The 22,809-nt window shown below is 62.2% G+C and carries 23 protein-coding genes; 17 read left to right on the top strand and 6 right to left on the bottom strand.

Translation table 11 applies throughout. The features are described 5' to 3' along the window. Nucleotides 1-96 precede the first annotated feature (96 nt). Nucleotides 97-3,495 (top strand): DUF3971 domain-containing protein, encoded by a 3,399-nt coding sequence (locus J5J09_RS12620; RefSeq protein WP_208551254.1) that lies wholly within the window; start codon nucleotides 97-99, stop codon nucleotides 3,493-3,495. A 55-nt stretch (nucleotides 3,496-3,550) separates the two neighbouring features. Here the strand turns inward: J5J09_RS12620 and tyrS are convergent, their stop codons facing one another. After that, on the bottom strand, nucleotides 3,551-4,807 hold the full coding sequence (gene tyrS, locus J5J09_RS12615; protein WP_208551253.1) for a tyrosine--tRNA ligase: 1,257 nt from the start codon (nucleotides 4,805-4,807) through the stop codon (nucleotides 3,551-3,553). Nucleotides 4,808-4,940: 133 nt separating this feature from the next. Between tyrS and J5J09_RS12610 the strand changes: the two genes are divergently transcribed. After that, nucleotides 4,941-6,068, top strand: coding sequence for an anhydro-N-acetylmuramic acid kinase (locus tag J5J09_RS12610; protein WP_208551252.1), 1,128 nt, complete (start codon nucleotides 4,941-4,943; stop codon nucleotides 6,066-6,068). Here J5J09_RS12610 and J5J09_RS12605 read toward each other — a convergent pair. Both J5J09_RS12605 and J5J09_RS12600 read right to left on the bottom strand, forming a co-directional pair. Continuing rightward, nucleotides 6,065-6,928 carry a patatin-like phospholipase family protein gene (locus J5J09_RS12605; protein WP_208551251.1) on the bottom strand — a complete coding sequence of 288 codons (864 nt, stop codon included), beginning with the start codon at nucleotides 6,926-6,928 and terminating at the stop codon, nucleotides 6,065-6,067. The two genes, J5J09_RS12610 and J5J09_RS12605, sit on opposite strands and share 4 nt — an antisense overlap. Nucleotides 6,929-7,060: 132 nt before the next feature. Then, nucleotides 7,061-7,738 carry an alpha/beta hydrolase gene (locus tag J5J09_RS12600; protein WP_208551250.1) on the bottom strand — a complete coding sequence of 226 codons (678 nt, stop codon included), beginning with the start codon at nucleotides 7,736-7,738 and terminating at the stop codon, nucleotides 7,061-7,063. A gap of 209 nt (nucleotides 7,739-7,947) precedes the next feature. Here J5J09_RS12600 and J5J09_RS12595 point away from each other — a divergent pair, with 209 nt between their 5' ends. The 12 genes from J5J09_RS12595 to J5J09_RS12540 all read left to right on the top strand — a co-directional run bounded on the left by J5J09_RS12595 (nucleotide 7,948) and on the right by J5J09_RS12540 (nucleotide 17,515). Continuing rightward, nucleotides 7,948-9,114 carry a cysteine desulfurase family protein gene (locus tag J5J09_RS12595; RefSeq protein WP_208553563.1) on the top strand — a complete coding sequence of 389 codons (1,167 nt, stop codon included), beginning with the start codon at nucleotides 7,948-7,950 and terminating at the stop codon, nucleotides 9,112-9,114. Between the two features lie 143 nt (nucleotides 9,115-9,257). Then, complete coding sequence (gene sufB, locus J5J09_RS12590) at nucleotides 9,258-10,727, top strand: Fe-S cluster assembly protein SufB (protein ID WP_208551249.1); 1,470 nt, start codon at nucleotides 9,258-9,260, stop codon at nucleotides 10,725-10,727. Next, nucleotides 10,727-10,948 carry a hypothetical protein gene (locus J5J09_RS12585; RefSeq protein ID WP_208551248.1) on the top strand — a complete coding sequence of 74 codons (222 nt, stop codon included), beginning with the start codon at nucleotides 10,727-10,729 and terminating at the stop codon, nucleotides 10,946-10,948. The genes sufB and J5J09_RS12585 overlap by 1 nt, the downstream gene beginning before the upstream one ends. Nucleotides 10,949-10,990: 42 nt before the next feature. Then, entirely contained in the window at nucleotides 10,991-11,746 is a 756-nt protein-coding gene (sufC, locus tag J5J09_RS12580) for a Fe-S cluster assembly ATPase SufC (protein ID WP_208551247.1), read from the top strand. Between the two features lie 20 nt (nucleotides 11,747-11,766). After that, on the top strand, nucleotides 11,767-13,044 hold the full coding sequence (gene sufD / locus J5J09_RS12575) for a Fe-S cluster assembly protein SufD (protein WP_208551246.1): 1,278 nt from the start codon (nucleotides 11,767-11,769) through the stop codon (nucleotides 13,042-13,044). After that, on the top strand, nucleotides 13,037-14,284 hold the full coding sequence (locus J5J09_RS12570; protein ID WP_208551245.1) for a cysteine desulfurase: 1,248 nt from the start codon (nucleotides 13,037-13,039) through the stop codon (nucleotides 14,282-14,284). The genes sufD and J5J09_RS12570 overlap by 8 nt, the downstream gene beginning before the upstream one ends. 10 nt (nucleotides 14,285-14,294) lie before the next feature. Beyond that, a complete protein-coding gene (locus J5J09_RS12565; protein WP_208551244.1) occupies nucleotides 14,295-14,669 on the top strand; it encodes an SUF system Fe-S cluster assembly protein in 375 nt (124 codons plus the stop codon). 46 nt (nucleotides 14,670-14,715) lie between these two features. Beyond that, nucleotides 14,716-14,988: a type II toxin-antitoxin system ParD family antitoxin gene (locus tag J5J09_RS12560; RefSeq protein WP_208551243.1), complete on the top strand. Its 273-nt coding sequence runs from the start codon at nucleotides 14,716-14,718 to the stop codon at nucleotides 14,986-14,988. Continuing rightward, nucleotides 14,989-15,276, top strand: coding sequence for a type II toxin-antitoxin system RelE/ParE family toxin (locus J5J09_RS12555; RefSeq protein WP_208551242.1), 288 nt, complete (start codon nucleotides 14,989-14,991; stop codon nucleotides 15,274-15,276). Nucleotides 15,277-15,361: 85 nt separating this feature from the next. Beyond that, the gene (gene sufA / locus J5J09_RS12550; RefSeq protein ID WP_208551241.1) at nucleotides 15,362-15,751 is read left to right on the top strand and encodes a Fe-S cluster assembly scaffold SufA; all 390 of its coding nucleotides are present in this window, start codon (nucleotides 15,362-15,364) and stop codon (nucleotides 15,749-15,751) included. Between the two features lie 83 nt (nucleotides 15,752-15,834). Continuing rightward, nucleotides 15,835-16,455, top strand: a complete 621-nt coding sequence (locus tag J5J09_RS12545; protein ID WP_208551240.1) for a LysE family transporter — start codon at nucleotides 15,835-15,837, stop codon at nucleotides 16,453-16,455. A 136-nt stretch (nucleotides 16,456-16,591) separates the two neighbouring features. Next, on the top strand, nucleotides 16,592-17,515 hold the full coding sequence (locus tag J5J09_RS12540; RefSeq protein WP_208551239.1) for a hypothetical protein: 924 nt from the start codon (nucleotides 16,592-16,594) through the stop codon (nucleotides 17,513-17,515). A 49-nt stretch (nucleotides 17,516-17,564) separates the two neighbouring features. Here J5J09_RS12540 and J5J09_RS12535 read toward each other — a convergent pair whose 3' ends face one another. The 3 genes from J5J09_RS12535 to J5J09_RS12525 all read right to left on the bottom strand — a co-directional run bounded on the left by J5J09_RS12535 (nucleotide 17,565) and on the right by J5J09_RS12525 (nucleotide 19,518). Then, nucleotides 17,565-17,891, bottom strand: coding sequence for a flagellar basal body protein (locus J5J09_RS12535; RefSeq protein WP_208551238.1), 327 nt, complete (start codon nucleotides 17,889-17,891; stop codon nucleotides 17,565-17,567). 148 nt (nucleotides 17,892-18,039) lie between these two features. Continuing rightward, nucleotides 18,040-18,960 (bottom strand): DMT family transporter, encoded by a 921-nt coding sequence (locus J5J09_RS12530; RefSeq protein WP_208551237.1) that lies wholly within the window; start codon nucleotides 18,958-18,960, stop codon nucleotides 18,040-18,042. 126 nt (nucleotides 18,961-19,086) lie between these two features. Then, nucleotides 19,087-19,518, bottom strand: a complete 432-nt coding sequence (locus J5J09_RS12525) for a YqaA family protein (RefSeq protein ID WP_208553562.1) — start codon at nucleotides 19,516-19,518, stop codon at nucleotides 19,087-19,089. 460 nt (nucleotides 19,519-19,978) lie between these two features. Here J5J09_RS12525 and J5J09_RS12520 point away from each other — a divergent pair, with 460 nt between their 5' ends. From J5J09_RS12520 to J5J09_RS12510, 3 genes are read left to right on the top strand one after another with little or no spacing between them, the layout of a single operon-like run. Then, nucleotides 19,979-20,998: an ABC transporter substrate-binding protein gene (locus J5J09_RS12520; RefSeq protein ID WP_208551236.1), complete on the top strand. Its 1,020-nt coding sequence runs from the start codon at nucleotides 19,979-19,981 to the stop codon at nucleotides 20,996-20,998. Nucleotides 20,999-21,003: 5 nt separating this feature from the next. Next, on the top strand, nucleotides 21,004-22,035 hold the full coding sequence (locus J5J09_RS12515) for an iron chelate uptake ABC transporter family permease subunit (protein WP_208553561.1): 1,032 nt from the start codon (nucleotides 21,004-21,006) through the stop codon (nucleotides 22,033-22,035). Then, a complete protein-coding gene (locus J5J09_RS12510) occupies nucleotides 22,032-22,793 on the top strand; it encodes an ABC transporter ATP-binding protein (RefSeq protein ID WP_208551235.1) in 762 nt (253 codons plus the stop codon). Before J5J09_RS12515 ends, J5J09_RS12510 begins: the two co-directional genes overlap by 4 nt. Nucleotides 22,794-22,809: the final 16 nt, after the last annotated feature.

Here is a 22,809-nt window from a genome sequence, read left to right as displayed (position 1 = left end):
TTGTCGATATAAACGACTGCGTAGATATGGAAAGGGTTCGGAGAAGGTCCAGAGCAGGACTGGCCATCGCCGATCGATGGAGACGATCGACCGCGCATGGGAGAAATCCGGGGCGAAAAGGTCAGCTTTCGCAGGCAAGACATCGTGCCACTGCACCGGCTTCCGTCGGCGCAGGCCGAGGATCCGTTGATCGTTCACTGCCCGCCGCGATTGGGACTGGGCCGCCGCCTGTTGCGGTATGGACTGGTGACGTGCCTGTTGTTTCTGCTCTCCGTGTCGGCCGTGATGCTCACGGTCGAGGGCGGCGGCTTCGATCGCATCCTCGCGGCAAGGGCGCAGGCCGCGCTGAATACGGCGCTTGCTCCCGATTTCATCGCGCGGATCGAGACGACCCAGGTCCGCTTTTTCACCGGCATCCATCTGTCCGTCGAGGCGCGCGGCGTGACGGTCCACAAGCGCGACGGCGGCGGCGTGTTCGGGCAGGCGGAGAGCGTCCGCCTGGTCATCGATCCATTGGCGCTCGGGTTCGGACGCGTGGAGATCGACGAGATCGACGGGGAAGGTCTGGTGATCGACGCCAACCAGCTGCCAGCCGGTCCGCCCATCGATCTTGCGAAGCTTCGGGTCGACCAGCTGCCGGCGCTGCTCGAAAGAGCCTTCGTCGAGATCGATAACGCCTCGACCTTCATCGCCCGCGGTAGTCTCGACCGGGTTAGCCTACACGACCTGCAGATCCTTCGGGGCAATCCGGAGACCGGGCGGATCGTGGCGGCGCTCGATGACCTGACGCTGGAGCGGGTGGAGGAGACGTCGCTGGTGATCGAGGGTTCCGTCGCCGTCGCGGGGAAGGCAACGACGCTGAAGATCGATAGCCAGGGGCTGCCGGGGCGAACGTTGTCGATGAACGCGCGGCTGGAATCGGTGGACCTTGCGCCTTTCCTCATTCGCCGCAGCCGGGCCGGCGAAATTCGCCAGGGGCTCGATGCGGATGCCACCATAGCGATGGAGGCGCGCCGTGCCGATGACGGGCAGTCGCCTGTGCTGTCGGCCCAAGTCACCGGCCAGGACGGGCTGTTCTACATGGACGGCAAGGTTCAGCCGCTGACGATGGCGGACATCAACCTCGCCTACGACTTTTCGAAGGATACGATCGAACTGCGGTCATCTCGCGCCGTTTTCGGCGCCACGGTGCTGCCGTTTACCGGTGCGCTGATCGACCTTGACCGCCTTGAAGGCGACTATCCCACCGGAAGCGGGATCGGCATCGACCTATTGGTACGGCAGGGAACGGCGTCTGTGCCGAAGGCGGCCGCAGCCCCGGTGCCCTTCGATTTCAAGGTTTACGGACGCTATCTCTACGCGACCTCCGAACTGCAGGCCAACCAGCTGATCGTTTCGACGCCAGCCGGCACCATGACGGCATCGGCGCGCGTGCGCAATACGGGAGCGCAGTCGCCCGAGGTGCGGTTCAGCGGCAACGTTGCCGATATGAAAACCGAGGTGGTGAAACAATTGTGGCCGTTCTGGATCGCGGACAAGCCGCGCGACTGGATAATGCAGAACGTCATAGGCGGTACCGTCGCCAGGGGGACGATCGACGTCTTCATTCCTGCCGGTCGGATGAGCGTCGAGCCGACGCCGCTACACCTGCGGGGCGACGAGTTGAAACTCGATATCGATCTTGTCGACAGTCGGGTCAACGTCACAGGAAAAATCCCGCCGGTGAGAGATGCGAGCGCCCATATCACGATGAATGGCGAGGCTCTTGCCATCGATTTCAAGACCGGGGCCTCCTATTTCAGCTCCGGGCGCACGGTGAAGCTGGATGCCGGGCGACTGACGGTCGACGACGTCTATCTCAAGCCATTGATGGCCGATCTCGACCTCGACCTTTCAGGCAAGGCGGATGCCGTCGGTGAGCTCGTCACCTATGAGCCGATCAACGTGCTGTCGCGGACCGGTCTGAAGCCGGAAGATCTCTCCGGAGACGTCAAGGCCAAGGTGAGGCTGCGCGTCGGTCTGATACGCGATCAAAATCCACCGCCGACCGAGTGGAATGCGCATCTTGATCTTAGCAAGGTGTCGCTGGCGACGGAGATTGCGGGGCGTAAGGTCGCCGCGTTCGATGGAACGCTGGACGTGGACCGCGCGGCAGCGCGCCTCAAAGGGGGCGGAGAAATCGACGGGGTGCCGATGGAGCTCACCCTCGTCGAGCCGGTGGAGGCAGGTTCTACCGTCGCGCGCGAGCGAATCGTCAAGGCCACCTTGTCGAACGCGGAGCGGGATCGGCTAGTGCCGGGCCTCGAGGAGATCATCGACGGGCCGCTGTCGCTGACGATGACGCGGATCGACGAGAGCCGCCAGAAGCTCGATCTCGACCTTGCGCGTGCGACGCTGCGGGTGCCGTGGGTGGGCTGGTCGAAGGGGCAGGGGGTCGCCGCGAAGGCCAGTTTCGAGGTGACCGAAGCCGATGGCCTGACGCGGATCAAGGGGCTGGAGCTGACCGGCGACGGCTTCGGTGCCAGCGGCGATCTGGTCGTCGGCAAGGACGGGCTGCAGTCGGCGGAATTCCGCAAGGTCAGGCTATCGCCGGCCGACGATTTCGCCGTCGTCATGACGTCGGCAAAGGGTGGCTACGATGTCAGGGTCACCGGCGGATCGGCGGATATCCGGTCGCTTATGGCGCAGTTGAAGTCGAGTGCTGGCAGTGGTGCCGCGACCGGCTCCAAGCGGCTTGCCCTTACCGTGGGGCTCGACTCGGTCGAGGGTTTCGGTGGCGAAGAATTGCGCAATGTCTCCCTTTCCTACCTTGCCAGTGGGGGCAAGACATCATCGCTCGACCTAACGGCCGTCACCGAAAGGGGCGAGGCGGTCGTCGCGAAAATGACTCCTGGAGAAACGCGGACGCTCACCCTGACCAGCAGCGATGCCGGCGCCGTGCTCAGGATCGCCAACCTCTACACCCGCATGGCGGGGGGGCTGCTGAACCTCAAGCTCAACGAGCAGGCCAATGGCTGGAGCGGCACGGTCGACGTCCGGAATTTCCAGTTGGTGAACGAGCAGCGCCTGCAGTCCATCGTCTCGACGCCGGCCGGCCGCGACGGACAAAGCCTCAACAATGCCGTGCGGCGTGACATCGACGTGAGCTCCGAACGCTTCCAGCGCGCTTTTGCCCGGCTGGTGACCACAGCGGGTGCCTTCCGCGTCGAAAACGGCGTCGTGCGGGGAGAGCAGGTGGGCGCGACATTCCAGGGGGTCGTCCGTGACGAGAGCGGCCGCATGGACCTCACCGGCACCTTCATGCCTGCCTACGGGCTGAACCGCATCTTCGGCGAGCTGCCGATCATCGGCGCCATCCTCGGAAATGGCCGCGACCGCGGCCTGCTTGGCATCACCTTCCGGCTCTCCGGACCGACGGAAGAGCCGAGGCTGGCCGTCAATCCGCTATCGATCATCGCTCCCGGCGTTTTTCGTCAGATCTTCGAATTCCGCTGACGAAAAAGCCGGCGCAGGGCCGGCTTTTCCACATGTCTTTCGATGCGCCTTGATGTCAGGCCGGCTTTACCAACATGTGCTTCTTCTTGCCGAGCGAGAGCTTGATGACGCCGTCGGCGGTCAGTTCGCCGGTGCCGATCGTCTTCCGCTCGTCGGAGACCTGCTCGTCGTTGATGCGGACCGCACCGCCCTGGACGTGGCGGCGAGCTTCGCCGTTCGACGCTGCAAGGCCAGCGCGGACGATCAGGGCCAGCAGGCCGATGCCGGCCTCCAGCTCGCTCGACGCGACCTCGACGGTCGGCAGGTTCGCGGACAATGCTCCTTCCTCGAACGTCTTGCGCGCCGTCTCCGCGGCTTCGTCGGCCGCCACGCGGCCATGCAGCATGGCGGTCACTTCCGTCGCGAGGATCTTCTTGACCTCGTTGATCTCGGAGCCGCCAAGCGCGGAGAGTCGAGCGATCTCGTCCATTGGTAGCGTCGTGTAGAGCTTGAGGAAGCGGGACACATCGGCATCCTCGGTGTTGCGCCAGTACTGCCAGAAGTCGTAGGCCGACAGCATATCGGCGTTGAGCCAGACCGCGCCGTTGACCGACTTGCCCATCTTGGCGCCGGACGACGTCGTCAGTAGCGGCGATGTCAGGGCGTAGAGCTGCGGCGTGCCCATGCGGTGGCCGAGATCGATGCCGTTGACGATGTTGCCCCACTGGTCGGAACCGCCCATCTGCAGGCGGCAGCCGTAGCGCTGGCTCAGCTCGACGAAATCGTAGGCCTGGAGGATCATGTAGTTGAATTCGAGGAAGGACAGCGACTGCTCGCGGTCGAGACGCGTCTTCACGCTGTCGAAGGACAGCATGCGGTTGACGGAGAAATGCCGGCCGACATCACGCAGGAATTCGAGGTAGTTGAGGCCGCGCAGCCACTCTGCATTGTTGATCATCAGGGCGCCGCCCTTCGGACCCTTGTCGTAGTCGAGGTAGTTGGCGAAGACGCGCTTGATAGAGGCGATGTTGTCCTCGATCTTCTCGATCGTCATCAACTGCCGGGCTTCCTCCTTGAAGGAGGGGTCTCCCACCATGCCGGTGCCGCCGCCCATCAGCGAGATCGGCTGGTGTCCGGTCGCCTGGAACCAGTGCAGCATCATGATCTGGATCAGGCCGCCGGCATGAAGGGAGGGGGCCGTCGGGTCGAAGCCGATATAGGCGGTCACGCTTTCCTTTGCGAGCAGCTCGTCGAGGCCTGTTTCATCGGAGACCTGATGAATGAAGCCGCGCTCGTGCATGGTGCGGAGAAAATCGGACTTGAACTTCGACATGACTCTTGGCTTTCTGGAATAAACGCAAATGCGCCGGCGCTTTACCACTGTTTTGTGATTTGTGCACGTGGTTCGGCCATGAAATCTCGTCAAGACTTTCATTCGTGACGTTGATTCGAAAAGGAGCTGAATCGTGAGTGAGTTGAAGCGGGCCGTGGGTCTGATGAGCGGCACGTCGATGGACGGGATCGACGTGGCGCTGCTGGCGACCGACGGGCGCGAGACTGTCGAGCGGGGGCCGTTTCTTTCCGTGTCCTACGATCCTGACTTTCGGGAGCGCCTGAAGGCCGGCCTCGAAACCGCCAAGACCATTCACGAGCGGCATGAGCGGCCCGGCGATCTTGCGGACCTGGAGCGCGATCTCACCCTGCGACACGTCGATGCTGTCAATGACTTCCTGAAGCAAAACAGCATTTTGCCCGGCGATATCGATGTGATCGGTTTCCACGGGCAGACGGTGCTTCATCGTCCGTATGCCGCACTGACGGTGCAAATTGGCGACGGCCAGCTGTTGGCGGACCGCACGGGCATCGCCACGGTGTTCGACATGCGGGCAAACGACATCGCGCATGGCGGGCAGGGGGCGCCGCTCGTTCCCGCCTATCATGCCGCGCTTGCCGCCCGGCTGGAGGATCGGACGAGCCCGGTCTGCTTCGTCAATATCGGCGGTATCTCCAATCTCACTTATATCGGCCCGGATCACGAGATCATTGCCTTTGACAGCGGACCGGGAAATACGCTGATCGACCAGTGGGTCGAGGAGAACGCCGGCGTTCCCTATGATCAGGGCGGACGGATCGCATCCGAGGGTACCATCATCATGGCCCTTGCCGATCGCTATCTGGATCATCCCTTCTTCACCTCCGACACGCGCCGCTCGCTCGACCGCAGCGATTTTCGGCCGCCTGCTGCGGACGAGGCGGGCCTCCACGACGGCGCGCGAACCCTGGCCTACGTGACGGCGGCTTCCGTCATGCGGTCGGCAGGTCACCTGTCGGCGATGCCGAAATGCTTCATCATCTGCGGCGGCGGGCGGCTCAACGGCGCCGTGATGGAAGATCTCGCCGAAATGGCTTCCCGGCATGACGCTCAGGTGCTGACGGCGGAGGAAGCGGGTTTCGACGGCGATGCGATGGAAGCGGAAGCCTGGGCCTATCTCTCGGTACGCTCGCTCGCCGGGTTGCCGCTCACCTTTCCGGGCACCACCGGCGTGGCGCGGCCGATGACGGGTGGGGTCTTGGCGAGGCCGATACGCGCCTAACAAGAGATGGTCGCAAGGGAGCGTTGTGAAAACGATTTGCCGTCCCGCAACCCCACTTCGTAGGCATGGCGTATGCCATCGGGATCTCCCACGGCGAACTTGTTGACCGGGATGTCCTCGCTCGGACCGACAACTGTGCGGTTTGGAGCCTCCGGGGGCTTTCGGCCAAACCGGGTTGACAGCAGCAGCGTGCGCCAACCCTTTTCCTCGACTTCCCGGAGCTTGATGAGCGGCGGGTTGTCGACGAGCCCCCCATCGAGATAGGCGCGGCCGCGCAGTCGTCCGACGGGCATGAACGGCGGTACCGAGGACGTCGCCATGAGGGCGTCGACCAGTTCGCCGGGGTAGTCGACATTGTGCGTCGAGATCCAGACCGGCTTCAGCCCCATGTGTCGTCCGGCGCGAGAATGGGACCCGTCCGTCAAAAGCTTCTCGATCTGGTAGGCGCCAATCGAGCCGAGTGCGCCAAGGGCGCCTGGCATCCAGCCGGGCAGCGCGGATAGCTGGATCAGCATGGGTGGGGCTGCCTTCAGCGCGTCCAGTTCGGCTTCTCCGAATTCCTGGGCGAGGAACCGGCGATAGAGGTCTCCGACGACAAGCGGCGATTGACGCCGCTTCAGCGCCCTCCAGTCCAAGTCGCGCTGACGGGTTTCGGCGAAGGCGAAGGCTGCCGCGCGAACCCGGTCGCCGACTCCCGCCAGATGCATGGCGCCATGATAGGCGCCGGCCGACACGGCAACGTAGAAGCGCGGCGTGAGGCTGGCGTGTTCAGAATAAGCCTTCAGGAAGCCGCTTTGCCAGTAGCAGCGGTTGCCGCCCCCTGCGAGCCCGACGGCATCAAAAGTTGGATGATCTGACATGTGTTCGTTTCGTAGAGTGCGCTGTCGTTCAGGTCAGAACTTTCGTCCTGCCGTGTCAATGCCCAATACCGGCAGACAAGGCGCAAACGAAAAAGGGCGGCTTTCGCCGCCCTTCAGACAACCCGTATTGGGTTACCGAATGCGTTTCGCAGCGGGCTCCGGCACCAGCTCGCCGTCGAGACGGCGATCAAGGTAGTCGCCGCAATCCTCGATCAGCGTTTCCACCTGGCCGCCGAAGAAGTGGTTGGCGCCGGGGATGGTCTTATGGGTAATCAGGATGCCCTTCTGGGTCTTGAGCTTGTCGACCAGGCCCTGAACGTCCTTTTCCGGCGCGACCTTGTCGCTATCGCCGTGGATGATCAGGCCAGAGGAGGGACAGGGTGCCAGGAAGGAGAAGTCGTAGGTGTTCGGCTGCGGGGCCACAGAAATGAAGCCCTCGATTTCCGGGCGACGCATCAGCAGCTGCATGCCGATCCACGAGCCGAAGGAATAGCCTGCAACCCAGCAGCTCTTCGAATCGGGATGCAGACTCTGGACCCAATCGAGCGCCGAAGCCGCGTCGGAGAGTTCGCCCGCGCCATGGTCGAATTCGCCCTGGCTGCGGCCGATGCCGCGGAAGTTGAAACGGAGCGTCGTGAAACCGCGCTTCTGGAACATGTAGAAGAGCTGGTAGACGATCTGATTGTTCATCGTGCCGCCGAACTGCGGGTGCGGGTGCAGGATGATGGCGATCGGGGCGCTTTTTTCCTTCGACGGCTGGTAGCGTCCCTCGAGGCGGCCGGCCGGGCCGTTGAAGATGACTTCGGGCATAAACTCGGGTCCCTGTCTTTTTTCTGTGTTCGGACACCCCATATCCCGCGAGCTGACTTGACGAAACATGTCAGCTTTTCTAGAACAGTTTAGAACCGTTCGAAACTGCGATGGTAGGCCATCCGGTGTGGACGTGTCTTAGTTCAAGCCCGGCGCGAATATCAAGAAAAATGCGTCGGTTGACCGAAACCAACGAAAACTGGTCCCGGATGAGCAAGAGCCGCATCTATCTCGACTGGAATGCCACGGCGCCGCTTCTACCGGTCGCTCGTGATGCGTTCGTCGACGCGCTTTCGCTTCAGGGAAACCCGAATTCGGTTCATGCGGATGGTCGTGCGGCACGGGCCGCCATCGAGACCGCGCGCCGGCAGGTGGCGGCGCTGGTCGGGGCGACGCCGGCGAATGTCGTTTTCACGTCGGGGGCGACGGAAGCGGCCAATATGGTGCTGACGCCCGATTTCGCGATGGGCCGCTCGCCGCTTCGCTTCGGCCGGCTTTACGTTTCTGCAATCGAGCATCCGGCGGTCAGGCTCGGAGGGCGGTTCGCCGCTTCCGAGGTGACCGAAATTTCTGTGACATCGGATGGCGTCGTCGATCTTGCAGCGCTTGAAACCTTGCTTGCTGGCCATCCGGCCGATGCCGGCCTGCCTTTGGTGGCGGTCATGGCGGCGAACAACGAGACCGGTGTGATCCAGCCCGTTCGGGAGGCGGCTTCGCTCGTCCATGCCAGGGGTGGTCTGATCGTCGTCGATGCCGTGCAGGCCGCAGGACGCATTCCGCTCGATATCGCGGCGCTGGACGCCGATTTCCTGATTGTCTCGGCTCACAAGATCGGCGGTCCGAAAGGGGTGGGCGCGTTGGTGTCGCGTGGCGAGACCCTCATGCCGAAGCCGCTGGTGACGGGCGGCGGGCAGGAGAAGGGGCACCGCGGCGGTACGGAAAACGTTGCCGCGATTGTCGGTTTCGGGGTCGCGGCCTCCGCAATGGCCGAAGGCATCGGCGATCGAAATGCGTCAATTGGGGCTTTGCGCGACCGGCTTGAGACGCGGATGCGGGAAGTTGCGCCCGATGTCGCAATCTACGGCGCGTCGGTACCGAGGATTTGCAACACCACGTTCTTCGGCCTGCCGGGACTGAAGTCCGAAACCGGGCAGATCGCCTTCGACATCGAAGGTGTCTCGCTGTCGGCCGGATCGGCCTGTTCGTCGGGAAAGGTCGGGCAAAGTCACGTGCTGACGGCGATGGGGCACGATCCGAAATCGGGAGGATTGCGTATGTCTCTCGGGTATTCGACGACAGAGGAAGAGATCGACCGGGCCTTGGAGGTCTTCGCCCTGGTCAACGGCCGGCGGCCTCGGGAGGAAAGGGCCGCCTGAGGTCGTAAAACTTGCCGATTGGCAAATTTCGCTTGCGAAAAGGGGTGAAATCACGCCTTTCGCTCTTACATAGAGTCGGGACTTCCCCGCCTCACTACGTTGACAAGCTGCCGGCCTTGACCCGGCAAGATTGGAGAACGCACATGGCTGCGGTACAGGAAACAATCGATCAGGTCCGCCAGATCGATGTCGACCAGTACAAATACGGTTTCGAGACCACGATCGAGGTCGAGAAGGCTCCGAAGGGTCTGAACGAAGACATCATCCGTTTCATCTCCGCGAAGAAGCAGGAGCCGGAATGGATGCTGGAATGGCGGCTTGAAGCCTACAAGCGTTGGCTCACCATGGAGGAGCCGACCTGGGCACGCGTCAACTACCCGAAGATCGACTTCAACGACATCTATTACTACGCCGCACCGAAGACTGCTGCGGGTCCGAAGTCGCTTGATGAAGTCGATCCGGAGCTTCTGAAGGTTTACGAGAAGCTCGGCATTCCGCTCAAGGAGCAGGAAATGCTGGCCGGCGTTCAGTCGTCGAGGATTGCTGTCGACGCGGTGTTTGATTCGGTTTCGGTCGTCACGACCTTCAAGGAAGAGTTGAAGAAGGCCGGCGTGATCTTCATGTCGATATCGGAAGCCATTCGCGAGCACCCTGATCTTGTGAAAAAGTACTTGGGATCGGTCGTTCCAACCTCCGACAATTATTACGCGACGCTGAATTCCGCGGTGTTTACCGACGGTTCCTTCGTGTTCGTTCCCAAGGGTGTTCGTTGCCCAATGGAGCTGTCGACCTACTTCCGTATCAACGAGAAGAACACCGGCCAGTTCGAGCGCACGCTGATCATCGCCGAAGAAGGGGCCTACGTATCCTATCTCGAAGGCTGCACGGCGCCACAGCGCGATGAAAACCAACTGCATGCGGCCGTTGTCGAACTCGTGGCGCTCGACGATGCGGAGATCAAGTATTCGACCGTCCAGAACTGGTATCCGGGCGACAAGGATGGCAAGGGCGGCATCTACAACTTCGTCACCAAGCGTGGCGATTGCCGTGGTGCGCGCTCCAAGATCTCCTGGACCCAGGTCGAGACCGGCTCCGCCATCACCTGGAAATATCCGTCCTGCATCCTGCGCGGCGACGACAGCCAGGGGGAGTTCTACTCGATCGCGGTGTCGAACGGCCATCAGCAGATCGACAGCGGCACGAAGATGATCCATCTGGGCAAGAACACCAGAAGCCGGATCATCTCGAAGGGTATTTCGGCCGGCGTGTCGGAAAACACCTATCGCGGCCAGGTGTCGATGCACCGCAAGGCGGCAAACGCCCGCAACTTCACCAACTGCGACTCGCTGCTCATCGGCGACAAGTGCGGCGCGCATACGGTGCCGTACATCGAGGTGAAGAACTCGACGGCCAAGGTGGAACACGAGGCGACGACCTCGAAGATCTCCGAGGACCAGAAGTTCTACGCCATGCAGCGTGGCATCCCGGAAGAAGAGGCGATCGCGCTGATCGTCAACGGCTTCGTCCGCGACGTCATCCAGCAGTTGCCGATGGAATTCGCCGTCGAGGCGCAGAAGCTGATCAACATCTCGCTCGAGGGTAGCGTGGGGTAATGAACGAGAAGGTCGAGAACCTCATTTTGGAGCATCTGCGTGTCATGCGCACCGATATCGCCTCGTTGAAAGAGGAGATGGTCGGGATGCGGTCCGAAATGCGGGCTATGAAGCAGCATATGGCCGGGTTCATGACCGACGAGACGAGACAGGATGGCGAGATTGCGGAACTGAAGCTGCGTCTCGACCGGATCGAAAAGCGGCTGGAATTGAGCGAATAGCCGATCGCCGCGCAAGACAACCAAATATCTGGGATAGAAATCATGCTTGAAATCAAGAACCTCCATGCCCGCATCGCCGAAGACGGCACCGAGATCATCCGCGGCCTGAACCTGACCGTGAAGCCGGGCGAGATCGCCGCCGTCATGGGCCCGAACGGCTCGGGTAAGTCGACGCTGTCCTACATCCTGTCGGGTCGCGAGGACTACGAGGTCACCGAGGGCGATATCCTCTATAACGGCGAGAGCATTCTCGAACTCGATCCGGCCGAGCGCGCCGCCAAGGGCATCTTTCTCGCCTTCCAGTATCCGGTCGAAATCCCGGGCGTGGCCACCATGCAGTTCCTGAAGGTGGCGATGAACGAGCAGCGCAAGGCGCGCGGCGAGTCGGAACTGACGACGCCGGATTTCATGCGTCTCGTCAAGGAAGCCTCGGCCAAGTTGCAGATCAATCCTGATATGCTGAAGCGCCCGCTGAACGTCGGTTTCTCCGGCGGCGAAAAGAAACGCGCCGAGATCCTGCAGATGGCGCTTCTGGAGCCGAAGCTCTGCATTCTCGATGAAACGGATTCGGGTCTCGACATCGATGCGCTGAAGATCGTTGCCGATGGTGTCAATGCGCTGCGCTCGCCGGATCGCGCCGTGATCGTCATCACCCACTACCAGCGCCTGCTCGACTACATCGTGCCGGATACCGTTCACGTTCTCTACAAGGGCCAGATCATCAAGTCGGGAGACAAGGACCTTGCGCTTGCGCTCGAAGCCAATGGCTATGCCGACATCATCGGTGAGGCGGCCTGAGGCCAGGAAGGAGCTTTTCGATGGATCTGAAAGCTGCAAACAGGCCGACAGCCGCCGAAAGCGCGCTGATCGAGGCCTATACCGCCCAGGTCGGAACCCTGCCGGGTGACGGCTCCGTGATGATCGCCCGCGACCGGCTGTTCGCCGAGCTTCGTCAGGGTGGGTTGCCGACACGCCGGGTCGAGGCCTGGCACTATACCGACCTCAAGACCCTGCTGCGCGCGGTTCCGGCGATGGAGCCTGCGGCGACGGGTGACGTGGCTACGCCGCTGGTCGCCGGGTCGTCGCTGCTGGTTGTCAACCAGGGTCGCACGCAAAACGCGGGATCGCTGCCGGACGGCGTTGTCGTCGAGCGGTTGAGCGAAGCTCTCGTTGCAGGTCGTCACGTCGCTTGCCTCGTGCCGTTCAAGGCGGACGATGCGATCGGCCGGATCAACGGAAGTTTCGTGACCGACGGTTTTGCACTGTCGTTTGCCGACGGCGCCGAACTCGAGGCGCCACTCGAACTCCAGCTCACGCATGCGGCCGGACAAGCGCATAGTCGGTTTCCGGTTTCGATCGGCGCCGGTGTTAAGGCGACGGTGATCGAACGGCATATCTCGTCCGCGTCCGGTGCGTCTTTCGTGAGTTCGGTCAGCGATCTCAAGCTCGGTGAAGGTGCTGAGATCACCTGGGTGATCGTGCAGGGGCAGGGTTCCGAGGATACCCATCTCGGCCAGATCAAGGCGGTACTCGGCACCGATGCGAAGTTCCGGCTGTTCATCGTAAACACCGGCGGCAGGCTTGTGCGCCAGGAAGTGCATGTGAACACGGCCGGCGAGGGATCGGACTTCACCTTGCGGGGAGTGAACCTGCTCGGTGGGGACACGCATACCGACATCACCATGACGCTCGGCCATGACGTTCCCAATACGACGTCGACGGAAGTCATCCGCAACGTGGTGTTCGATCGGGCGAAGGGCGTCTTCCAGGGCATGATCAAGGTGGCGCCGGATGCGCAAAAGACCGATGCCCGAATGGCCTGCAATACGCTGCTGATGTCTGATGATGCCGAGTTCTCGGTCAAGCCGGAGCTGGAAATCTTTGCCGATGACGTGCAGTGCGCCCATGGTGCGACGGTCGCGGATATCATGAAAACGCATCTCTATTACCTGATGTCGCGCGGCATTCCGGAGAAGAAGGCACGTGGGCTGCTGATCAACGGCTTCGTTGCCGAGATCGTCGAGGAACTGGAGGACGAGGCGCTGGTGGAAGCACTGGAAACCGTCATCTCCGACTGGCTGGAGCGTCATGGCTGATACGATCGCCACGCAGGCTGGCTATGACATCGAGGCGGTACGCAGGGATTTTCCGATCCTGTCGCGCTCCGTCCACGGCGACAAGCCGCTGGTCTATCTAGACAATGCCGCCTCGGCGCAAAAGCCGAAGATGGTGATCGACGCGATCAGCCATGCCTATGGCCACGAATATGCCAATGTGCATCGTGGCCTGCACTTCCTGTCGAACGCGGCAACCGATGCCTACGAGGCGGCGCGGGAGAAGGTGCGGCGGTTCCTTAACGCCGGTTCGATAGATGAGGTGATCTTCACAAAATCCTCGACCGAGGCGATCAACACGGTCGCGTATGGCTGGGGCATGAAGCATATCGGCGAGGGCGACGAGATCGTTCTGTCGATCATGGAGCATCACTCCAACATCGTGCCGTGGCATTTCCTGCGCGAGCGCAAAGGGGCGAAGCTCGTCTGGGCACCTGTCACAGACGATGGCGCCTTCGACATGGAGGCCTTCGAAGCCTGCCTGACGGAGCGCACCAAGCTGATCGCGATCACGCATATGTCGAATGCGCTCGGCACCGTGGTTCCGGTCAAGGAAGTCTGCCGCATCGCCCGTGAGCGTGGCATCGCTGTCATGGTCGACGGCAGCCAGGGCGCCGTGCACATGCCGGTCGATGTCACCGATATAGACTGCGACTGGTATGCGGTGACCGGCCACAAGCTCTATGGTCCCTCCGGCATTGGCGTGCTCTACGGCAAGATGGACCGGTTGCGCGATATGGACCCGTTCATGGGCGGCGGCGAGATGATCGTCGAGGTGAGCGAAGATGCGATCACCTACAACGATCCGCCGCACCGGTTCGAGGCGGGCACGCCGCCGATCGTCCAGGCGATCGGGCTCGGATACGCGCTGGACTACATGGAAAGTCTTGGCCGGAATGCGATCGCTGCGCACGAGGCCGATCTGAAAACCTATGCCGAGGAGCGGCTGAGGGCGATCAATTCGCTGAAGATTTTCGGCAATGCGCCCGGCAAGGGGGCGATCTTTTCGTTCGAGCTTGCCGGTATCCATGCGCACGACGTTTCGATGCTGATCGACCGCCGCGGTGTCGCCGTTCGAGCAGGTACGCATTGCGCACAGCCGCTTCTGGCCCGCTACGGCGTGACGTCGACCTGCCGCGCCTCGTTCGGACTTTACAACACGAGGGAAGAGGTCGATGCGCTCGCCGACGCGCTCGACTATGCCCGCAGCTTTTTTGCCTGAGGATCATGCCATGAGCGACACGGAAGACAAGATCGACGTCCGCGAGGGCATCATCAACACCGCCATTCCGGCCGAGGAAGTGGCGCGGCTTTCCGACGATATCATCGCGGCGCTCAAGACCGTCTACGATCCGGAGATTCCGGCCGACATCTTCGAGCTTGGTCTCATCTACAAGATCGACATTGAGGACGACCGTACAGTCAAAATCGTCATGACCTTGACGGCGCCCGGCTGCCCTGTTGCCGGCGAGATGCCCGGCTGGGTGGAGAACGCCGTTGGCGCGGTCGAGGGTGTGTCGAATGTCGAGGTCGAGATGAGCTTCGATCCGCCGTGGACGCCGGATCGCATGTCGGAAGAAGCGCAGGTGGCCGTAGGCTGGTATTGAGGCGACGGATCGGGTATTCTCTGCGGGATTTGCGGAGGCGAAGACGATGGGTGCCGAAACAATCCGCGTGACCTTGAGCGACGACATGCGCGACATTGTCGAGGATGCAATGTCGTCGGGCGACTTCAAGTCGGCGGAAGATGTCGTGTCGGCGGCCCTCACACAATGGCAGGCCGAACGGCTGCTGGCGAATTTTACGCCGGAGGAGCTCGATGCGCTGATCCAGGAGGGCTTGGACAGCGGCGATCCGATCGATGGGGAAGAGGCGTTTCGGCGTATTCGTGCGCAATTCGAACGAGAGTTCGGGGACAAGCTTTAAATGGCTTATCGTCTTCGGCCATCGGCGGAAGGCGACATCTACTCGATTATGTCCTACATCGGTCAAAAGAATCCTCGGGCAGCGCTGGCTTGGCAAGACGAGATTTTCCGGACATTCGACTTGCTTGCGGATTTGCCGGGAATCGGTATCGAGCGCACGATAGGACGTGGAAAACTGCTGTTCTTTCCCAAGGATGGTTATCTGATCTTCTTTCGGCGCTCGGGCAGGCATATCGAAATCCTACGCGTTCTTCACGGCGCACGGGACTGGGGACGGTTGTTTCGTTGACGGTCTTGTTGATCCTTTGACCGCCAACCCCTACATTGAAGACGAAGGCACCGGACCTTGAACCCGGATGCCCAAGGAGAAGACCATGGCTTTCAGCGTCATGACCATGACGGACAAGGCGGCAGCACGGGTTCGTGCGATCGTCGAGAATTCCCCGGGCGCCAGGGGCGTGCGCGTCGGCATCAAGAAGGGCGGATGCGCCGGGATGGAATACACCATCGACCTCGTGACCGAGCCCCAGGCGAAGGATGACCGGATCGAACGCGATGGCGCGTCGGTTTGGATCGATCCGGCTGCCGTGCTTTATCTGCTTGGAACTGAAATGGATTTCGAAACCACGACGTTGCGCTCGGGGTTCACGTTCCACAATCCCAACCAAACGTCAGCCTGCGGCTGTGGTGAGTCGGTGGAGTTGAAAGCGGCCGACCTTGCCGAGCTTGCGCGGCAGAAACAGGTGGCCGACGCGCACGGATGACAGGTCTGCTCCGCGCGTTGCCTCAGTCACGATGATTTGCCAATGTGGCAGCTTGGCGTGGTGATCGATCGGGTGGGCGCAGGGTGAGTATGCTGCTGTTCGGGAAGGGGCTGTTGCTGGGACTCGCCATCGCTGCCCCGGTGGGTCCAATAGGAGCGCTCTGCATCCAGAGAACGCTACAGCGGGGTTTTCTCGCCGGTGTCGCCGGCGGTCTGGGAACCGCGCTCGCCGACGGTGCCTATGCCGCGATGGCGGCGGCTGGTTTTGCGGCTCTTTCGGGCCTGCTGGAGGTGGTGTCGTTGCCGCTCCAACTGGCTGGAGGTGCCTTCCTGCTCTGGCTCGGTGTGACGAGTTTTCGTCCGCGCGGCGAAGTGAAGGCCGCCGGCACAGGTGCGCGCGATCTGGTCTCGACCACGGTCGCCACCTTTTTCCTGACCATTGCCAATCCGGCGACAATCCTCTCGTTCGCGGCCATCTTCGCCGGGCTTGGGCTGGCGGGGGAGCGGGCCGGCCCGGCCTTGCTCGTGGCTGGGGTCTTCTGCGGCTCGATGCTCTGGTGGATTTTTCTCTCCGGCCTCGTGCGGCTTCTGCAGCATCGCCTACCGCCTTCATTCTCCACCTGGGTGTCTTGGGTGTCGGGTGCCGTGCTTCTCGGGTTCGGGCTGCTTTCCGTGGGCCTCGGGCTGAGGACGTTGCTCCTATAAATCGGCCAAAATAGGCCATATCCGATAGGCCCGGTTTTGGACGGTGACCGTGGCCATGCTTTGCGCCAACGTTGCCGACGGACGCCCTCGGAGGGGCCGGAGCGTCCACAGATCATTCTCTCCAAGGATCATTTCCGTGCGCAAAGTTCTTTGCTCGGCGGCCATTGCGCTGCAACTGGCGGCGGGCGTCGCCTCCATCTCCCACTACCAAGCGGAAGCGGCCGTCCAGCACCGCATGAAACGCGTGAGGTCTCCGTATTTCATCATGACCGCACTCGAGAAGCGCGGCATCGAGGTTATCGCCATGCGCCGTCTGGCGCAGGTCTATTTCCTGCACGTCAGGGATGGCTTCGGCACCGAAGCGCTGATGGCCGTCGATGGTCGCAACTCGGAGATCATCGGCCTTCTCGTCCTATCGCTCGGTCGCGGGGTAAGCCCGATCGTGACCGGTTCGCGCGGCCGCCATTTCGTCGACCTGACCTACACGTTCGGCTACACGGTGGAGTGGACCGTGTTCGAAAGCTACACCGTCATCACCACGGAGGAACTCTCCGTGACCGAAGAGTATGTCGAAGTGACGTACGAGGAATACGAGGAGGTCGTCTACGAAGAGGTCGAGGAATACGCCGAGGGTGATCTCGACGAAGGCCTGCCGGACGACGCTGCCGGCGATCTGCTGGTGGAAGAGGAGATCGAGGAGTATTCGGAAGAAGCGACATTCTCGGAGGACCACCAAACGGAGGAAACGACTGATGACGGGGACATCTCACCGCAATCCGACCAGAGCGCCGATGAGGACACTGCCGCTGACATCGAACAAGACATGAGCGACGATGTCGGCAACGATGTCGATGGCGCGGACGATCAGGCCGGCGATGACGAGGCGATTTACGAGGAGTCCGACGACACGACGGAGCAGGACGATGTCGTGGAAGAGGAGGTTGTCGACAAAGAACCGGACTATGCGGACGATGCTGAAGAGGTCGAGGAGCCCGTCGAAGACGAGTTTGTCGAAGACGAGCCTGTCGACGATGAGCCGGTGATCGACGAAGAAGAGTAAGATAACCGGAAGCCGGTCCGATGATGGCCGGCTTCGCCGACCGCAGGGCTCAGTGGCGCTTGATGGAGAGCAGCACGTCCCAGATTTCGGCGCCGGTCTCCCAGACGGCGGCGTTCGCCTTGAAGGCCGTTTCTGCCTCGACGAGAGATAGCATTTCCTGGGCGAGGTCGACATTGGAAGCGTCGGGGAGGGTGGTTTCCCCCGACGGAGAAACGGAAGCGGTAACGCCACCGCGCGAGCCTGTAACGAAGTCGGTCACGCGCCTGTCATAGCCGGGCGTCAGGGCGTTGGCGACATTGTTCGCCGTCGCGCTTAGCCGCGTCGTTTGCGCCTGCATGCCGGACAGGGCGACACCCATGACGGCTGAGATGCTCATTCCTTGCCCCCCGATGCACAGAACGGTCAGGGCTCCATTGATAATATGAAGGTTTTAGCAAACTCTGAAAAGACGAGGTGAGCGAAGCATTTCTTGAAAACACTGCATTTTAAGGAAGATACATTCCCGCTTTTTGCATCTTTGGCCGTCAATGACTGATGAGCGCCGTTCCCGCGATCGCCAGCGCGGCGCCGACCCATGCGTGTGGCCGCGGCATCTTCCGGCTGCGCAGCCATACCATCGGCAGGATGACGATCGGCGTCATGGAAGAAAGGGTGGAGACGATGCCGACATTGCCGCCCGCCAGCGCTGCCATCAGCAGGGACATGCCGAGGGTGGTGCCGAAAAATGCTGCGGTCGCGGCAAGTCCGAGGTCGCCGAGGCGGAATCTTCCGCCTTCGCGCCGGATGGCAGGAATGAAGAGAAGAGCCCAGAACACAAGGACAGCAAAGCCTGACCGGATGTCCATCGCCGCAAACGGTTCAACCCCGGATGCCATTGCCGGTCGAGCGAGCAGGCTGCCGAATGCCTGGCCGAAAGCGGTAACAACGCCAAGCGCGGTCCCAAGCAGCGATATCGGCGGGCTTTGCGGTGCCGGTGCCTCGATAGGCTTCTGGTCGGCGAGCGGTATCATGGGGGCTGGGCGTCGGCGGCGTACGCCGATGGCAATGAGGATCCCGGTCAGGATGAGCGCTACACCGACGCCTTGGCGGCCGGAGATCGTCTCTCCCAGAGCCACATAGCCGAACAGCAGCGCGAAGGGTGACGCAAGGGAGAAGAGCAGCGCCGTTACGCGCGGTCCGGCCGTGTAGATCGCCGCGAAATAGGTTGTGGACGCAACAACGATGCCGGCTATGCTGGAGCCGATCAGTGCCCAGATCTGCCATGGACCGAGCGTATTCCAGCCGCCGGTCATCGTCGCCGCGATGGCAGTGAAGAGAAAGGCGGAGGTGAGCTGCCAGCGCGTCAGCCGCATCAATGGAACCCGGCCGTTCAGTTCATTGACGAACATGGAACTTGCCGCGATGCAGGCGGCGGAGCCGATGGCCAGAGTTTCGGAAACGAACATGGATGCGCCTTCGCCTCGATGGTGAGGGTGAGCTATGTCGAAGCCGGAAGCGAAAGGCAAGCGACCTGGACGTGGTGCCTCCGGTGATCATCCGGAGAGCCGGGGCTAGTTCTTGACGTTCAGTCTTCAGGACATCCAGCCCGCTGTGGCGGCGACGAGCACGAGATACCGTCCGACCTTGGCCAGAGTGACGAGTGCGAGAAAGGTCGGTAACGGTTCGCGCAGCACACCCGCGACCACCGTGATCGGGTCGCCGACGACGGGAAGCCAGCTCGCCAACAGCGACCAGCGGCCGTACCTGGCATACCAGCGCTGCGCCCGCTCCAGGGCCGCATGCGAGACGGGAAACCAGCGACGGTCGCGATACCGTTCAAGACCGCGCCCGAGAAACCAGTTGACGACGGAGCCGAGAACATTGCCGAGGCTCGCAACGGTCACCAGCAGAGCGAGCGGATGGCCGCCGGCAAGAACGAGGTAAACAAGCACGGATTCCGACTGCGCCGGGAGGAGGGTGGCCGCCAGAAAGGCAGAGGAAAAAAGCCCGAATAACGCCCCCATACCGCCGCTCACGCCGACGGTTCCGATATTTTTCCACCATTCGGGCGGATAATGTTTTGGGCGTGCGGCATTCGTCAAAGGGCTCTGCTTGACGGGATAGTCGCTGTCTTGCATCGACATCGGCCGAATGACAAGCGGAAGCCCTTCACTCGGGGTAGAGTTCCACCGGACCGTGCCATAGTGCCGGCAAGAATAAGCTGGTTACGCATTTCGTTTTTCTCGAGGTCGGTGCCGTGTAAACGATCGACCTGACTACGGTTTCAGGGAGCGGGAGAGAGCGGCGGATTGCCCGGTCCGTTTCGAACGGAGAGGCGTGTCAGCGTCTTGCGACGCCATCTTTCCACCCACAACGCGCGTCCCGCATCCGGCAATGCATAGAAACATGATTGTTATTATCTTGTTTTCTGTCGCGCCCGGAACTATAGGCCTGCGGACAGACAACCGACTAGGATTTATCCCGATGATTTTTGCCCGCACGCTCGCCGCCTCCACCCTTGTGACCATCGGTCTACTTGCTGGAGCCGCGTCGGCTACTCCGACGGAATACCCTCTGACGCTTGAGAATTGTGGTGTCCAGGTCACCTTCCAGAAGGCGCCGGAACGGGCGGTCGCGCTTGGGCAGAACAGCGCGGAAATCCTGCTGCTGCTCGGTCTCGAGGACAAGATGGCCGGGACGGCCTTCTGGCCGAGCAAGGTGCTGCCGGAGCTCGCGGAAGCCAATGCCAAGGTCAAGCTTCTGACGGTCGAGTTCCCGACGTTCGAGTCGATCCTTGCAGAGACCCCGGATTTCGTGGCGTCAGCCCTGCCGAGCCTTGTCGGACCCGACAGCAAGGTCGCCAAGCGCGAGGACTTCGACAAGGTCGGCGTGCCGAGCTACCTGTCGCCGAGCACCTGCCTTGCGACGGACGGCAAGTCGGATATGTACGGTAGCCGCAAGGCGTTGTGGAGTATGGACCTGCTCTACAAGGAGATCGACGAGCTGTCGCAGATTTTCGATGTTGCCGATCGCGGCCAGGCACTGATCGCCGACTTCAAGGCCCGCGAGGCAGCACTTCGCGCAGCGGCGCCGAAGGACGGCAAGAAGCTTTCCTACGTTTTCTGGTTCTCCAGCCCTTCGCCGTCGGCCGAAGCCTATCTGGGTGGCAAGAACGGCGCCTCAGGCTTCATTGCCGACCTGCTCGGCGGAACGAACGCGATCACCACCGAAGCGGAGTGGCCGACGGTCGGATGGGAGGGCATCATCGCCGCCAATCCCGACGTTATCGTCGTCGCAAGCCTTGACCGCAACCGGTGGGAACTCGACAAGCCGGAGGCCAAGATCCAGTTCCTGACGACCGATCCGGCTACCAGCCAGATGCCGGCGGTGCAGAACAAGGCGATCGTCGTTATGGACGGCCAGGCGATGAACCCGACGATCCGCACCGTCTATGGGGCGGAACAGGTGGCCGAACAGCTGAAGGCACTCGGTCTTCTCAAGTGAGCACGCTGACGGCCACACGCAACCGCGCTTTCACGTTCTGGGCGCTGCTTCTGGCCTCGCTCGGGGCTGTGGCGCTCGCCGTGGCCGCAAGCGTTGGGATCGGCGACCTGCCGATCCCACTGCAGACGACCTTCTACGCGGTGACCAACAAGCTCGGCTGGACCACGGCCGAGCTCAACCGCATTCATGAGACCGTCATCTGGGACTATCGGCTGAGCCGGGCGCTGGTCGCGGCCTTCTGCGGCGCTGGGCTCGCGCTGTCCGGCGCGATCATGCAGTCGCTGCTGCGCAACCCGCTCGCCGAACCCTATGTGCTCGGCATTTCCGCCGGAGCGTCCACGGGGGCGGTGGCCATCGTGATCCTGGGACTCGGGGCAGGGGCGGTGTCGCTTTCGGCGGGCGCCTTCGCAGGCGCCTTCGCCGCCTTCCTGTTCGTGGCACTGCTCTCCAACGGCACCCGTGGTGGCGCCGACCGGACCATTCTCGCCGGCGTTGCCGCGTCGCAGCTCTTCAACGCCGCGACCTCCTATATCGTGACCACATCAGCAAACGCCCAGCAGGCGCGCGACATCATGTTCTGGTTGCTTGGCAGCTTCGGCGGCGTGCGCTGGCCGGAATTCGCGGTCGTCTCCGTCGTGGTCGGATGCGGGCTCGTCATCTGTCTGCTCTATGCACGCGTTCTCGATGCCTTCGCGTTCGGCGACGAGGCGGCGGCGGCGCTCGGCGTCAATGTCGGGCGCTCGCGGATCGCGCTTTTCTCGCTGACGGCGGCGATGACGGCGACGATCGTCAGCATGGTCGGTTCGATCGGTTTCGTCGGGCTCGTCGTCCCGCACGCCGTGCGCTTCCTCGTGGGGCCGCTGCACATCAGGCTCTTGCCGGCCTGCGCGGTCGGCGGGGCGGTATTCATGGTTCTCGCGGACATCGCCTCCCGCATCCTCGTGCCGCAGCAGATTCTGCCGATCGGTGTGGTGACGGCGCTTGTCGGCGTCCCCTTCTTCTCGGTCATCCTCTATCGGTTCCAGCGCGTGTCATGAGCATCTCGGTTGAAAATCTCGGCTGGAAGATCGGCAGGAAGACGATCCTCGACGGGGTCTCGTTCGAGACGCGGCCAGGCGAGATGCTGGGCCTGCTCGGTCCGAATGGGTCCGGAAAGACGTCGCTTCTAAGGCTGATCGCCGGATTGAAGACGCCTCACGCCGGCCGCGTGTTGATCGAAGGCCGGGATATCCGCGAGACCGCCCGTCGAGCGATCGCGCAACGGGTCGCCTTTGTCGAGCAGCATGCTGCGACCAATGCCAATCTGCAGGTCGTCGACGTTGTCAAGCTTGGTCGTTTTCCGCACCGCTGGATGTTCGCCGGCTGGACTGCGGCAGACGACGTGGCCGTCGAGGAGGCGCTTGAAAGGGCAGGGATGTCGGCAAAGCGCCACGACGGCTGGCAGAGCCTTTCGGGTGGGGAGAAGCAGCGGGCGCATATCGCGCGGGCACTGGCACAAAGCCCGCGAGAGCTGATCCTCGACGAGCCGACCAATCATCTCGACGTCCAGCACCAGATCGGGCTTCTGCGGCTTGTCGCCGGTCTGCCGGTCACCAGCATCATCGCACTTCACGACCTCAACCACGCCGCCATGTTCTGCGATCGGCTGATCGTGTTGAATCACGGACGGATCGTGGCCTTTGGATCACCCGAGGACGTGCTGACGGAAGACCTGCTTCGGCGGGTTTTTGCCGTCGACGCGCGGGTGGAGGCTTCGGCCCATCACGGCCGGCCGCATATTCATTATCTGCGATAGGTTGCGTCGCAAGTTG

Origin of the sequence: Ciceribacter sp. L1K22, assembly GCF_017599385.1 — a bacterium.
In the GTDB taxonomy this organism is placed as follows: Bacteria; Pseudomonadota; Alphaproteobacteria; order Rhizobiales; family Rhizobiaceae; genus Allorhizobium.
This window is presented reverse-complemented; position numbering and strand designations above follow the sequence as displayed.

What these genes read in the sequence shown, in the direction of transcription:
- J5J09_RS12620 (WP_208551254.1), top strand. Translation starts at nt 97, where the DNA reads ATGGGAGAAATCCGGGGCGAAAAGGTCAGCTTTCGCAGGCAAGACATC.
- tyrS (WP_208551253.1), bottom strand. Translation starts at nt 4,807, where the DNA reads ATGTCGAAGTTCAAGTCCGATTTTCTCCGCACCATGCACGAGCGCGGC.
- J5J09_RS12605 (WP_208551251.1), bottom strand. Translation starts at nt 6,928, where the DNA reads ATGTCAGATCATCCAACTTTTGATGCCGTCGGGCTCGCAGGGGGCGGC.
- J5J09_RS12600 (WP_208551250.1), bottom strand. Translation starts at nt 7,738, where the DNA reads ATGCCCGAAGTCATCTTCAACGGCCCGGCCGGCCGCCTCGAGGGACGC.
- J5J09_RS12595 (WP_208553563.1), top strand. Translation starts at nt 7,948, where the DNA reads ATGAGCAAGAGCCGCATCTATCTCGACTGGAATGCCACGGCGCCGCTT.
- sufB (WP_208551249.1), top strand. Translation starts at nt 9,258, where the DNA reads ATGGCTGCGGTACAGGAAACAATCGATCAGGTCCGCCAGATCGATGTC.
- J5J09_RS12585 (WP_208551248.1), top strand. Translation starts at nt 10,727, where the DNA reads ATGAACGAGAAGGTCGAGAACCTCATTTTGGAGCATCTGCGTGTCATG.
- sufC (WP_208551247.1), top strand. Translation starts at nt 10,991, where the DNA reads ATGCTTGAAATCAAGAACCTCCATGCCCGCATCGCCGAAGACGGCACC.
- sufD (WP_208551246.1), top strand. Translation starts at nt 11,767, where the DNA reads ATGGATCTGAAAGCTGCAAACAGGCCGACAGCCGCCGAAAGCGCGCTG.
- J5J09_RS12570 (WP_208551245.1), top strand. Translation starts at nt 13,037, where the DNA reads ATGGCTGATACGATCGCCACGCAGGCTGGCTATGACATCGAGGCGGTA.
- J5J09_RS12565 (WP_208551244.1), top strand. Translation starts at nt 14,295, where the DNA reads ATGAGCGACACGGAAGACAAGATCGACGTCCGCGAGGGCATCATCAAC.
- J5J09_RS12560 (WP_208551243.1), top strand. Translation starts at nt 14,716, where the DNA reads ATGGGTGCCGAAACAATCCGCGTGACCTTGAGCGACGACATGCGCGAC.
- J5J09_RS12555 (WP_208551242.1), top strand. Translation starts at nt 14,989, where the DNA reads ATGGCTTATCGTCTTCGGCCATCGGCGGAAGGCGACATCTACTCGATT.
- sufA (WP_208551241.1), top strand. Translation starts at nt 15,362, where the DNA reads ATGGCTTTCAGCGTCATGACCATGACGGACAAGGCGGCAGCACGGGTT.
- J5J09_RS12535 (WP_208551238.1), bottom strand. Translation starts at nt 17,891, where the DNA reads ATGAGCATCTCAGCCGTCATGGGTGTCGCCCTGTCCGGCATGCAGGCG.
- J5J09_RS12530 (WP_208551237.1), bottom strand. Translation starts at nt 18,960, where the DNA reads ATGTTCGTTTCCGAAACTCTGGCCATCGGCTCCGCCGCCTGCATCGCG.
- J5J09_RS12525 (WP_208553562.1), bottom strand. Translation starts at nt 19,518, where the DNA reads ATGGGGGCGTTATTCGGGCTTTTTTCCTCTGCCTTTCTGGCGGCCACC.
- J5J09_RS12520 (WP_208551236.1), top strand. Translation starts at nt 19,979, where the DNA reads ATGATTTTTGCCCGCACGCTCGCCGCCTCCACCCTTGTGACCATCGGT.
- J5J09_RS12510 (WP_208551235.1), top strand. Translation starts at nt 22,032, where the DNA reads ATGAGCATCTCGGTTGAAAATCTCGGCTGGAAGATCGGCAGGAAGACG.